This window comes from Pseudomonas helleri (assembly GCF_001043025.1).
Taxonomy (GTDB): domain Bacteria; phylum Pseudomonadota; class Gammaproteobacteria; order Pseudomonadales; family Pseudomonadaceae; genus Aquipseudomonas; species Aquipseudomonas helleri.
The window spans coordinates 48287-61232 of record NZ_JYLD01000001.1; the positions used below are offsets into that span (position 1 = coordinate 48287).

Below are 12946 nucleotides of genomic sequence, written 5' to 3' on the forward strand. Positions count from 1 at the left end.
CCCTGCTCTAACGTCAGAGATACGTTCATCCGTGGCTTCCATCACAACGCCGGACCGGGTATTGAACAACTCACTACTTGGTATTAAGCCCTTATATAACCAGCGCTCACGCGCAAACTAAAACTCAACAAATCAACACGTTACCCAAAACAAAACACACCACTCACTAAAGTGATAACCCCAATTCACTGTAGGAGCGAGCTCGCCTCGCGATCTTTTGATCTTTGAGAACATCGCAAGCCGGAGGCCTACTCCACGACGCTGAATTCAACCCGTGCGGTTTGCCCGCTTTCGTCGAGAACACTCAGCTCATAGCGCCCTGGCTGTTCAAGGGTGGTGTTGAGCGCTTCTTGATGGCCGCTGTCGCCCAGCGGGGTGCCATTGAGGAACCACCAGCGCCGACCGTCACCGCCCAGCGCAGTCAGCGTGAGGCGCAATGACGCCTGGCTCGCCGCCGGGCGCCGCAACCGGTCACCCTCTCGCACACCGACAATCGACAACGCTGTTACCGAGTTCAATGCCGGTGGCGGGCATTGCGTCGAGGCGGGCGGCAAGCGCGCTTCACGCCGTTCCACCCGGGGCAGCCACGGCTCCAGCGGCGCAGGCCACAACGCCACCTCTCGTGGCTGCGCACCAGGGCATTGCGGGCTAACGCGCAGCCCTTGCCCATCCACCCACAGGGTTTCGCGCAAGCCCACGCCCAACGGCTGATCCGCCGCCAGCAAGGTCGGCGGCGTGGTGTTATCCAGCGTCCAGGCAAAGCGCTGGCGGCGGCAATTGGGGTCGCTCTTGCTCAACGGCTGGCCCAACGGCCAACAAATCGCTGCCACGCCCACGCTGCCCGGCACGGGCTGCACCGGCGCGACAATGCCGCGCTGGCTGTCGCGGTTGCTCAGCACATCGTGCACTTGCAGCATCAGCGGCGCCGCCGAAGCCAGACCAAACTGCCCCGGCACCGGCGTACCGTCCGGGCGACCGATCCACACTCCAATCAAATAGCGCGGCCCTACACCAATGGCCAGCGCATCGCGAAAGCCATAACTGGTGCCGGTTTTCCACGCCAAGCTGGGGCGCTGTACCAACTCGGCGGTCGGGTCACGGTCCGGCCGTGCCTGGCCGCTCAAGATGCGACGGATGATCCACGCTGACCCCGGCGACAGCATGCGCCGCTCTACCAGTTCGTCCTGCGGTTGCAGGCGCAGATTGGCGCTTTTGCCACCCCGGGCCAGCGCGCTGTAACCGCTGACCAAATCTTCCAGACGGCTGCCAGCCCCGCCCAGAATCAACGCCAGATTAGGCTCTGCCAGCGCAGGCAAACTCAACGGCACACCGCCGTTGCGCAGGTCGGCCGCAAAACGTTTCGGCCCGTAGGCCTCAAGCAGTTGCACCGCTGGCAAGTTAAGCGACAACGCCAACGCTGAACTGGCCGACACCGGCCCGCTAAAGCCCATCGAGAAATTGCCCGGACGGTAATCGCCGTAACGCCGCGGCACGTCTTGCAGCAGCGACTCGGAATGAATCAGCCCGGCATCCATCGCCATGCCGTACAAAAAAGGCTTGAGGGTCGAGCCCGGTGAACGCAAGGCGCTGATCATGTCGACATGGCCAAAGCGCCGCGCATCGTTAATGTCCACCGAGCCGAGGTAGGCACGCACGGCCATGTTGTCGGTTTCAACCACCAGGATCGCCGCCGAGGTGTGCTCGGGCAATCGTGCTCGCCAGCCCAGCAGCAAGTCTTCGAGGCGGCGTTGCAGGTTGGCGTCCAGGGTAGTGCGGATCAGCGGCGGGCTGTGCGGACGATTCAAGCGCCGCGCCAGCAACGGCGCCAGGCTCGGTTCCAGTCGCGGGGCGAGCAACAGCGGCTCCTCCAGCGCTTCATCCACAGCCCCTTGTGGCCATACCTGATACTCGGCCAGACGCCGCAACACCTTGTCCCGCGCCACTTGCGCGCGCTCGGGATGACGGTCAGGCCGCAGGCGGCTCGGCGCTTGCGGCAACACGGCCAGTAGCGCGGCTTCGGAGCGCGTGAGTTGCTGCGGCGACTTGCCCAGATATGCCCAACTGGCCGCCGCCACCCCCTGTAACGTCCCGCCAAAGGGTGCGCGATTGAGGTACAGGTTCAAGATCTCGGACTTGGACAGATGCCACTCCAGTTGCGCCGTACGCCACAACTGGCGCAACTTGCCGGGCAACGTACGTTCATGGGGATCGAGCAAACGGGCGACCTGCATCGACAAGGTGCTGCCCCCTGACAGCACTCGCCCGCCACTGAGGTTTTGCCAGGCCGCCCGGCCCAAGGCCAGCGGGTTAACCCCCGGATGCTGATAAAACCAGCGGTCTTCGTAGGTCAGCAACGCCTCAAGGTAATACGGCGACACCTCGTCCGTTTGCACGGGGTAGCGCCATACGCCATTGGTATCGGCAAAGCGCCACAGCGGCGTGCCGTCTTCGGCCAAGACCACACGGGCCAAGTCATCCTTGGGCAACGGCAAGGGCCACAGCCGGTCAGCCAGCCACAGCAGTGCGACTGCCAGCAACAGGCCGCAGGTGCTCCACAGCACGATCTTTTTAAGCATTACTCATTACGCAACTTTGCACCTGGTCTGGTTGCCTAAGGGGTATCTCTGGCACAGTGGCCATCTTATTGATCGGGACATCCCCATGCACGTCGAAAGCTTTATTGGAAATCTGGGCCTGTGGTTGGGCACCGTCGTTCGCTGGATCGTCGAAAGCTTGAGCGGCCTGTTCACCATGATCACTCAAGCGGGCAGCAACTTTATCGACGGTATGGCCCGCGCCTTGGGCATGGACACCTCTATCGTCAGCATCGCCGTGCTGGTACTCGGGCTGCTGTTTTTGTACAACGCCGTGCGCGCCTTTATGCGCGCCTCAATTATCGGCGGCGTGATCTGGCTGCTGCTGGGGCTGTGGGTGTTGAGCTGGATTATTAACTGACGCCGTGGCCTCGCGGTCTTTTAAACATCAAAAGATCGCGAGGCAAGCTCGCTCCTACAGAGGGTGGGGTTAGCGGGCCTTGATCACCATGTCGCCGGGGGTTTCGCCCACGGCCTGCCAGTTGGTCCGGTACATCGACTCCACTTGCGGCGGCGGTACGCGATAGGTGCCCGGCGTCACGGCACGCGCCAGATACAGCAGGTGCGTGGTGCCATAGCCGTCCAGTTTGACCGCCGCGACGTAACGGTCATCGCGGTATTCCTGATGCTGCACGCTGGCGTATTGCATCGCGTCGCGCCATTGCTTGACCTCGGTGCTGGCATTTTCAAGGCTGGCCGCACTCTGCCCCAGGTTCTGGTTTTCCAGCTCAAGCCCCGCTGGCAGCAAATCGACGACCAACGCATCCGGCACCGCCTGCTTGGCCGTGACCGCCACGTGCACCAACACCAGATCGCCGCTTTTCAGGGCCTTGATGTTCAACGGCTCGCCATTCATGCCCAGGTAATCGCGGCGAATGCTCATGTTCTCGCCACCTGCCGCCGGGGCCTGCTGTGGATAACCCGAAATCGTCAGTTGTTGGTACACCGCGTCGCTGCCTTCGTTGCGCAACGTCAGCGGCTGCGTCAGCAATGGCCCGTCAAGCTTGAGGCCCGACTGCTGGTTATTCAGCTCGCGGATTTGCTCGCCGCTGGTGAGCTGCGCCGACCACTTGGCTTCTGGCTGGCTCAACAGGTCACGCCCGGCCAGGAACAGCGAGTTACGCTCCTGGGTCGACAACCAGCGGCTGGCCGCCAACAAATCTGACAACTCAAACAGGCGCTGCTCACGCTGGCCGCTCATCAAGTTGTTTTCTTCCAGCAGCGCCACAATCAGCGCCTGATCGCGCAACGGGCTGCCGTAATCGCCCAGCCATTGATTGTCTTTGCGCTTGGCCGCCAACCCGGCCAGCAACGCCTGATCGGCACGCGGCTGATCGCCCATTTTTTGCAAGGCAATCGACAGCTGCACCAGCGGCAAGCCTGAACGCGCATCGCTGCGGCGCTCAAAAATACTGCGCAATGCGCCCAGCGGCGCCTGCTGGCTGCGGGCCAGAACCAGCGCGGCATAGGCCTGCACAGCAAAGCGGGTGTGGTCGAGGTTGTCGCTGTAGTCGGCTTCGATCAGGTTGCGCTCTTGCACATACCGCAGCAGCCGCTCGTTGGCCTTTTTCAACGCATCGACCGGTACGGCGTAGCCCTGATCACGGGCGCGCAACAGGAAGTCGGTGATGTAAGCGGTCAGCCAATACTCTTCCTGCCCGTCGGCACCCCACAGGCCAAAGCTGCCGTTGTAGCGTTGCATGCCCAGCAGGCGCTCGATCCCCAGTTCAATTTTGCGGGTGCGCTCGGCGTCCGGCTCACCTTCCAGGCCCAGGCGTTTGAGCAACGCCGCGTCAGCGTACAGCGCCGGGTACAAGCCGCTGGTGGTTTGCTCGGAGCAGCCATACGGGTACGCCTTGAGTGCACGAATCTGTTCACCCAGGTTCAACGGCGGGCGGCTCGACAGGCTCAGCAAGGCTTCGCGCCCGGCTGGTTCAAAGGCCTGCAACTCACCTTCTGGCAGGCTCCACGGCTGATCCGTGAGCACTGCCCGATAATGCTTGAGCAACGCCGGGTACGCCGGGCGCACGCCCAGCGTCCATTCGCGGCTGAACGGCGCCAGGGTTTCACCCGGCAGGTCCAGGCCACTCACGGTGACCTTGACCACGCCCGTACCAAAACCGCCCAGCGCCTTGACCGGGATCTGCAACGTGCTGCGTTGGCCGGGGCTCAACGTGACGTTTTGCGTAGCCTCACCGAGCAGGCTGATTTGGCCGTCAGCGTTGAGGGTGACGGTCAGTTTTTGCGGTTTGTCGGTCAGGTTGAACAGGTCCAGCGCCAAGCGGGTCTCATCCCCTCCGGCCAAAAAGCGCGGTGCGGCCAACTCGGCCACCAAGGGTGCAGCGACCACGGTTTTGGCCTGGGCCATGCCGTAGCGATCATCGGTCCAGGCTTGCGCCATCAAGCGCAGTTCGCCGTTGAAGTCCGGGATGTTGACGCTGACTTCGCCTTCGCCCTGCGCATTCAGAGTGACCGGTGCACTTTGCAGCGCGACGATGTTCACGCTGGTGGCCGGGCGTTTACCGCCTTTGGCCAGGGCCGCGTCACCGCCGAATGCGAGGCTGGCCAGACGGCCCTGCCCGGCTTCGATCAGTTGCCCGTAAATATCCAGTTGGTCGGCGCCATAAGCCTTGCGCCCAAACAGGCTGGCGTACGGATCCGGGGTCGGGTAATCGGTAATGTTCAGCACCCCGACGTCCACCGCAGCCAGCAAGACATGGGCTTGTTGCGGAATGCTGCCGTCAGCGTTTTTAGCCTGAATTTTCACCGTCAGCGGTTGTTTGGGGCGCATTTTTTCAGGCGCTTCGAGGGTCAGCGCCAACTTGCGCTGGGTCCGGTCAAGCGGCAGGTGCAACACGCCCACGGCACGTTTTGGGGTGATATTGGTTTTACGCTCACCGGGGCGAATCACCAGCGCACTAACATACAAATCGTGGCGCGCCCACGTCGGGTCGAGTTTGATGTCGAAGGTTTTGCCTTCAGCCGGGACTTCAATTTCTTCCCACCACAACGGCCCGTCACTGCCTTCGACCAGCAGATAACCTTTGCCCGCAGCGGGCGGCGTGACCGTGACTTTGGCGGTATCACCATCGCTGTACGCGGCCTTGTCCAGCGCCAGCTTGACCTGATCCGGGCGTACGGCGCCGCCTTCGGCGTTGTCCTGGGCACGATAACCGGCCCAGAAACGCATGCTGCTGACCAACCCGGTTTGCGGGTCTTCGACCTCCACACGGTATGGGCCCCACTCCACCGGGAAGCTGACCTTGGCGGTTTCTCCGGCTTTTACGCTGACCGTTTCTTCGTTGAGGTTCAGAAACTTCTCGTTGTAGTGATAGCTCCAGCCGTCGCTGTCCGAGTAGTTCCAGTAGTAGTCACGGCGCTCGCGCACCAAGCGGACCTTGAGGTTTTCAGCCGACAGCTTGTTGCCCTGAGTGTCCGCTACCAACAGCTCGAATTCGGCCGGGCCATCGCCATCGGTTTCAGTCCCGTCAAACAACCCGCGAAGCCCCGGCAAGCGCTCCGCTGGCCAGACCGGCTGCACCAGACGTCGGGTGATCGGGCGACCACCGGACTCTTGCAAGCTGGCCTGGACAATCACCTGCAGCGGCGACTTGGCTTCGCTCCACTGGCTATCGATGGTGAGGGTTTCTTTGCCATCAGCGTTGAGCACGCTTTCGTCCAGCTCCAGGTCCTGGGTCAACTCGTTCTCGGTGACAGAACCGAATTGATAACCCGGCAATGCGCTGACTGCCTCGCGCAGAGGCCGCACGTACACTTGGCCGCTCAAACGGTTGCCCGCTGCCGGGGCGCCATACAGGTAACGACCCGTGACCTGAATCTCAGGGTTTTGCTCTGGACGCAGCGGCGTATCACTGCCTTTGAGCTCCAGCGCCATGCGTTCCGGCAAGAAGTCTTCGACCGAAAACTCATACAACTGCGGCTTGCCGTCGCCCAGGTCGAACACTAACTGCCAGCGCCCGGTCGGCGCCTCGCCTGCCAGTGCCAGCGAATACTGATAAAAGCCCGAAGCATCGGGCTCCCAGACGAACTTGCGGCTGACTTGCTCGTCCGGGCGACGCACTTCTACGCTGACCGGTTGCGGCTTGACCGGCTTGCCGTCGCGATCACGCAGTAAGGCATTGAGCAGCACGGTTTCGCCGGGGCGGTACAGGTCACGCGGGCCAAACACAAAAAATTGCAGCGGGTGCGCCTGCGGGCCAGCGATGTCGAACTCGGCCAAATCCAGCGCCGCCGTGTTCAAGCGCAGCAAGCTGGTCTGATCGCCCTGACGCGCCAGCAGCACTTCGGCCTTGGGCGGCAAAGCCAGTTCGGCGTGGCCTTGTTTATCGGTTTTGCCTTGGGCGAGCATTTTGCCTTTGCCGTCGAGCAACTCCAGATCCACATTGGCCAAGGCACTCCCGCCCTCCAGCGCCTGGGTGAACACATCCAGACGCTTCTGATAACGGTGCACGGAAAGGCCGATGTCACTGAGGGTGAACAAAGTGGCCGGGGTCGAATAGTTGTAGCTGCCGGACGCGGTCATCACCGCCAGGTACACGCCCGGTTGCTGCAACGGCTTGATCCCCGAAGTGGGCAGAATCAAGGTTTCGCGGGTGTTGCGGGCCGGGTTCAAATCAAAGCGCCCGCCGTAGACCAGATCGGCCATGCTCAACAGATCTTTGGCTTCATAGCTTTGCAGGCTGCTGTTGCGGCCCCATTGACTGAGAAAGGCAGGCAGGGATTCGGGTTTGACGCGGAAGAACTCAACGTCGACCTTGTCGACATTCAGCGCGATCACCGGCAACCCTTCGGCCAAACGTGTCGGCAGCAAGTTGCCGCGGCTGGCAAAGCCGACGGTGGGTTGCAGGTCACGGGTTTGCAGACGGCTGATGTACTCGGCGGCCAGCGTCGCCTCGTTGACGGCACGCAGGCCGGGGTCGACGGTGAGGATCAATTTGCGCTGCGGCTCAAGATGGCGCAGGTGCACTTCCATCAGGTTATCCGAAAGCTCCCAGGCGCCATCGACCTTGCCGGTCTTGGCGTCGACCAGGTGCAGTTTTTCTGCGAAGTTTTGCTTGGGGTCCAGCGGCACCGAGAAACTCACCGACAGCGTGCTGGCACCGTCCAGCTGCACTTCAGAGACATCCACCACGTTTAACTCACGCCCGGCAAAGCGCTCGGCCAGCACCTTGGGGTCTTGCACCGGCTTGGCGGCCTGCGTGACGGCGGCAGGCTTGGGCGTCTCGGGCTTGCCGGATGAAGAAGAATCGCAAGCACTGAGCAGCGCCAGCGCGCAAGCCAGAAACAGTCCTTTGTTAAGCATGGTGTACTCATTGTCGTGGCAGTGAAGGGGCGACTATATAACAGCGTGACGCGAACGGCAGACGCGCTGGTCAGATTGACCGGGGAATACGAAATTGGTTCTCGACGCCCTTTCTGTGGGAGCGGGCTTGCTCGCGATGCCAACAACTCGATCTGCCTGACGCCCCTCGTCGCCCCAATCGCGGGCAAGCCCGGCTCCCACAGGGTGTGAATCAAAACCCGCCCTGGGTAAACATTCGCTCTACAATGCCGGTCCTCAAAGGAGCCTGCATGTCTTTTCTGTTAGCCGACTGGCGCGACCGCCCGACCCACCGCCGGGTGTGGGCGCTGGCTGCGCCGATGATTTTGTCGAATATTTCTGTGCCGCTGGTGGCGTTGGTCGACAGCACGGTGATCGGCCATTTGCCCCACGCGCATCAATTGGGCGCGGTGGCGGTGGGCGCCAGCCTGTATATCTATCTGGCCTGGATGATGGGCTTTCTGCGCATGGGCACCACGGGCTTTGCCGCACAAGCGGCCGGGCGCGGGGATGGCACCGCGTTGCGGCAAATCCTTGTGCAAGGGTTGCTGCTGGGGCTGGGGCTTTCGCTGTTTCTGGCGGCCATTGCACTCCCGTTCAGTCGCGTGGCGTTGAGCGTGATGCAGCCTTCAGCCGAGCTGCATGACATGACCCTGGCGTTCTTTCACAACCGCCTGTTTGGCCTGCCCGCCTCTTTGGCCAGTTATGCGCTGGTGGGCTGGTTTTTGGGGGCGCAAAACGCCCGGGCACCGCTGGCGATTTTGCTCACCACCAACCTGATGAACATCGCCCTCAACCTGTGGTTTGTTCTCGGCCTGGACTGGGGCGTGGTTGGTTCAGCGCGGGCCTCGGTAATTGCCGAATGGAGCGGCGCCCTGCTCGGTCTGTGGCTCACACGCGGCGCATTGCGGGCGTATCCGGGCAAGATGGCCTGGGCCGCGCTGCGCGTCTGGCAAAACTGGAAACCGCTGCTAGGGGTTAACCGCGATATTTTTATCCGCAGTTTGCTGCTGCAATCGGTGTTTTTCGCCATCACCGTGCAAGGCGCCCGCTTGGGTGACGCCACCGTGGCGGCCAATGCGCTGCTGCTCAATGGCTTGCTGTTGACGGCCCACGCGCTGGACGGCCTGGCCCACGCGGTCGAAGCCTTGTGCGGGCATGCCATCGGCGCCCGTGATCGCACGGCGTTACGCCGCTCGATGGTGGTTGCCTGTGGTTGGTCGTTATTCGCCAGTGCGCTGTTTGCGCTGCTGTTTTTACTGGGCGGGCACTGGTTTGTCGAGATGCAAACCGACATTGCCAGCGTGCGCGAAACCGCCTTCCAGTACTTGCCGTACCTGGCCGTTTTGCCATTGATTGCGGTGTGGAGTTATTTGCTGGACGGGCTGTTTATCGGCGCGACCCGCGCGCGGGAAATGCGCAATGCGATGCTGTTGAGCGTGGCCATTGCCTTCCCCGTTGCCTGGGCCTTGCAGGGCGATGGCAACCACGGGCTGTGGATAAGTTTCTTGCTGTTTATGGTGCTGCGCAGCGGGATATTGGGGCTATACGCCACGCGAATCCGCTGGTTTACCCCGTGACATCCCTGTAGGAGCGAGCTTGCCTCGCGATCTTTTAAAGGGTCAAAAGATCGCGAGACGAGCTCGCTCCTACGGGTCAGTTGAGTCTTACGAGGACAAGTAAGACGAACGCGTCAGGCCCAGACGCAAGGCGTCGAGGAACTGGGTGCGCTCTTTGACGCTGATCTTGGCGCTGGCCACTTTGTCGCGGTAGTGAGTCATCAACTCCTCGGGCGACAAGTGCACGTAGCGCAGCATGTCTTCGATGGTGTCGTGGGTCTCGATACCGGCGTGGTACACGCTGCCATCGGCCTTCTGGTAGATGTTCACCGAGTCGGTGTCACCGAACAGGTTGTGCATGTCACCGAGGATTTCCTGGTAAGCACCCACCAGGAAGATACCCAGCAAGTAGTCTTCGCCTTCGTTGAGCGCGTGAACCGGCAGGCTGGTTTCGATGCTCTGCTCGTCGACGTATTGCTTGATCTTGCCGTCGGAGTCGCAGGTCAGGTCTTGCAGCACGGCGCGGCGCAGCGGTTCTTCGTCCAGGCGATGCAGCGGCAGAATCGGCAGGACCTGGCCAATCGCCCAGGTGTCCGGCAGGCTCTGGAACACCGAGAAGTTGCAGATGTACTTGTCGGCGAGCTTGTCGTTGAGTTCGTCGAGCACCTGGCGGTGCGAACGCTGACGCGCTTTCAACGAGTTGTGCAGGCGACGGCACACGGCAAAGTAGCACTGCTCGGCCAGGGCTTTTTCCGACAGGGTGATTTTGCCGTCAGCGTACTGGGTGGCCACGTCGCTCATGTAGTGCGTGGCGCGCCAGTAGGTTTCGGTGACCATTTCAATGTCGGTCGGGCCCAGCAGGTCCACCAGCCACTGCACGGTCTCGGGCAGGCTTTCTTTGTTTTCGATCTCTGGCACGTCGTCGTTGTGCTTCTCGACGTCGGTCACTTGCACCACCAGCATGGCGTGGTGCGCCGTCAGCGAACGGCCGCTTTCAGAGAAGATGTGCGGGTGCGGCAGGCCTTGTGCGTCGCAGAACTCTTTGAGCATGCCGACCACAACACCGGCATAGTCGTCCATGTCGTAGTTGATCGAGCTGGCGTTACGCGAGTGCGTACCGTCGTAGTCAACGCCCAGACCGCCGCCCACGTCGATGTGGTCAACCGGCAGGCCGAGGTTGCGCAGTTCGCCGTAGTAACGGATCGCTTCTTTGAAGCCGTGCTGGTAGTCGGCCAGGTTGGCGATCTGCGAACCCATGTGGAAGTGCAGCAGGCGAATGCCTTGATCCAGACCGGCGCCACGGAACCGCTCAACCACCGACAGCAACTGCGCAGCCGACAAGCCGAATTTGGATTTTTCACCACCGGTGTCAGCCCATTTGCTCGACGCCAGCGACGACAGGCGCACGCGCAAGCCAACCTGTGGCTTGACCTTGAGCGAAGCCGCCTCTTCGATCACCAGGTCCACTTCGGACTCTTTCTCGATCACGATGAACACGTTGTGGCCGAGCTTCTGGCCCATCAAAGCCAGGCGAATGAACTCACGGTCTTTGTAACCGTTGCAGACGATGGTGCCGCCTTTCGGGGCCAGCGCCAGCACGGCCAGCAGCTCTGGCTTGGAGCCGGCTTCAAGGCCAATCGAAACGTTTTGGGTGGCGATGATGTTCTCGATCACAGCTTCTTGCTGGTTCACCTTGATCGGGTACAACGCGGTGTACTGGCTCTGGTATTCCAGGCGCTCGATGTTGGCATCAAAAGCACCGGTCAACTGGCGTACACGGTCCTGCAAAATATCTGGAAAACGCACCAGCAATGGCAAGGACAAGCCACTTTGGCGCAGTTCGTCGACTTGCTCGTACAGATCGATGGGCGAGCTGTTCGGGCCGTTCGGACGGACTTCTACGCGACCGGCTTCATTGATCGCGAAATACCCGGCCCCCCAATGGCGAATCCCGTAAACACTGCGGCTGTCCGCAACTGTCCATTGGCTGCCATCGTCTTTGCGTGTGCGTCGTACGGACATCGAAGTCCCCTATATATAAGTCAAGTAGCCAAACCTGTGACCAGGTCGGCGCAGTCTAATGAGTAAAAATGACGATTAGTCTGCTCAGGGTAGACCCTGACAACAGCGCCGAGTTTAGAAACCCGCAATAACAGGCTCTGTGAAAACCATGGCAGCCGCCCTTGCCGGGCCTTATTCAGGCAGCAAGACAACGACGCGGTGGTTTTGACAGAGGCTGCTAGCCGCCGGACTTCTTGGCTTTGAAACCGTGCTTGACCAGTTCGGCCAGCAACAGCTCAACGTGGTCGCCCTGGATCTCGATGATGCCGTCTTTCAACGCACCGCCTGTGCCACAGCGTTTTTTCAACGTGGTGGCCAGTTCCTTAAGTGCGTCTTCGGCTAACGGTACGCCCGTGATGGTCGTCACCGTCTTGCCGCCGCGGCCTTTGCTTTCGCGGCGCACGCGGGCAATGCCATCACCGGCAGGGATCAGGGTTTGTTTGCAGGTACAGGCGTCTACTGGCTGACGACAGTCTGGACAGTGACGACCTGCGTCGGTGGAAAATACCAGGCCACCCAGGGCGGCGAAGGATGCGGCTTTTTTGGCCACCGGCAATCCTCATATGGAGGACAAAAAATTGGCCGGTGCATGACGCGCTTGCGCCAAGGTGTACCGACCGCGAAGCCCCACTCTGGCAGGGGCAGCGCAACTCAAGCGCAAAAGCACCTGAGCCTGAAAAGGTCGCGCAGTGTAACGACAAAATCGCCGAGGCCCAATAGCCAATTGGCGTAAAAATTGACACTCCCCCTGTAGTCGCTGCCGAAGGCTGCGATAAGAGCCGAAGCACCTTATCGCGCGATCATGAGAAGCGGGCCGCTGCGCAGCCAATCGCAGCCTTCGGCAGCGACTACAAAGAAGGCGGTTGCGCCAGATAACGCCTTAGCGCATCCAGTGAATCCGGGCAAAAAGGCTGCTGTTCACTCAGGCGCAAGGCCTCGGCCACCGGCATGAACAGCGCTTGCTGGACTTCTTCGGGCTGCACCTGCAAAGGGCCGTCCCAAACCCCGGAAAACACCCCGCACCACAGGTGGTTTTGCGGGGCCTCAAAGTAGAAGCGTTCGTGGGCCGTCAGCTCGATACCGCTCACGCCCAGCTCTTCTGCCAGTTCACGGGCGGCTGATTCTTCGTAGGTTTCATTCGCCCCGACCATACCGCCCGCCGCCACATCCCAAAACCCCGGATACAGCGCCTTGCTGAGGGTGCGCTGGTGTACGCACAGCTCGCCGGCCGAATTGAACAACAGGATGAACGTGCCACGCCCGATAAGGTTGCGCTCGCGCAATTCATGCCGCGGCAAAGCGCCCAGCACGCGGTCGTCGCGGTCCACCCAGACCACCTGTTCGACATCAGAGGCCGCACGGTGCGCGGCCTCTAAAGTGGAGATTGCCAT

7 protein-coding genes are annotated in these 12946 nt (G+C 61.4%); 2 read left to right on the top strand and 5 right to left on the bottom strand.

The genetic code is table 11. The annotated features are described in order from the left end of the window. Positions 1-248: 248 nt before the first annotated feature. Positions 249-2576 carry a peptidoglycan glycosyltransferase PbpC gene (gene pbpC / locus TU84_RS00235; RefSeq protein ID WP_082148595.1) on the bottom strand — a complete coding sequence of 776 codons (2328 nt, stop codon included), beginning with the start codon at positions 2574-2576 and terminating at the stop codon, positions 249-251. Positions 2577-2661: 85 nt separating this feature from the next. Between pbpC and TU84_RS00240 the strand changes: the two genes are divergently transcribed. After that, complete coding sequence (locus tag TU84_RS00240; protein WP_048366495.1) at positions 2662-2955, top strand: hypothetical protein; 294 nt, start codon at positions 2662-2664, stop codon at positions 2953-2955. A 69-nt stretch (positions 2956-3024) separates the two neighbouring features. On the opposite strand, the gene TU84_RS00245 is transcribed toward TU84_RS00240, so the two are convergent. Next, positions 3025-7917: an alpha-2-macroglobulin family protein gene (locus TU84_RS00245; RefSeq protein WP_048366496.1), complete on the bottom strand. Its 4893-nt coding sequence runs from the start codon at positions 7915-7917 to the stop codon at positions 3025-3027. Positions 7918-8186: 269 nt separating this feature from the next. Here TU84_RS00245 and TU84_RS00250 point away from each other — a divergent pair, with 269 nt between their 5' ends. Further along, complete coding sequence (locus tag TU84_RS00250; protein ID WP_048366497.1) at positions 8187-9515, top strand: MATE family efflux transporter; 1329 nt, start codon at positions 8187-8189, stop codon at positions 9513-9515. Positions 9516-9602: 87 nt separating this feature from the next. Here the strand turns inward: TU84_RS00250 and speA are convergent, their stop codons facing one another. The 3 genes from speA to TU84_RS00265 form a co-directional block, all read right to left on the bottom strand. Further along, complete coding sequence (speA, locus tag TU84_RS00255) at positions 9603-11516, bottom strand: arginine decarboxylase (protein WP_048366498.1); 1914 nt, start codon at positions 11514-11516, stop codon at positions 9603-9605. A gap of 217 nt (positions 11517-11733) precedes the next feature. Further along, positions 11734-12105 carry a translation initiation factor Sui1 gene (locus TU84_RS00260; protein ID WP_048366499.1) on the bottom strand — a complete coding sequence of 124 codons (372 nt, stop codon included), beginning with the start codon at positions 12103-12105 and terminating at the stop codon, positions 11734-11736. A gap of 298 nt (positions 12106-12403) precedes the next feature. Continuing rightward, positions 12404-12946, bottom strand: a complete 543-nt coding sequence (locus TU84_RS00265) for an NUDIX hydrolase (RefSeq protein ID WP_048366500.1) — start codon at positions 12944-12946, stop codon at positions 12404-12406.

Excerpts from the sequence above, each read along its gene's own strand:
- TU84_RS00240 (WP_048366495.1), top strand. The coding sequence starts at position 2,662 with ATGCACGTCGAAAGCTTTATTGGAAATCTGGGCCTGTGGTTGGGCACC.
- TU84_RS00245 (WP_048366496.1), bottom strand. The coding sequence starts at position 7,917 with ATGCTTAACAAAGGACTGTTTCTGGCTTGCGCGCTGGCGCTGCTCAGT.
- TU84_RS00250 (WP_048366497.1), top strand. The coding sequence starts at position 8,187 with ATGTCTTTTCTGTTAGCCGACTGGCGCGACCGCCCGACCCACCGCCGG.
- TU84_RS00265 (WP_048366500.1), bottom strand. The coding sequence starts at position 12,946 with ATGGCAATCTCCACTTTAGAGGCCGCGCACCGTGCGGCCTCTGATGTC.
- speA (WP_048366498.1), bottom strand. The coding sequence starts at position 11,516 with ATGTCCGTACGACGCACACGCAAAGACGATGGCAGCCAATGGACAGTT.
- pbpC (WP_082148595.1), bottom strand. The coding sequence starts at position 2,576 with ATGCTTAAAAAGATCGTGCTGTGGAGCACCTGCGGCCTGTTGCTGGCA.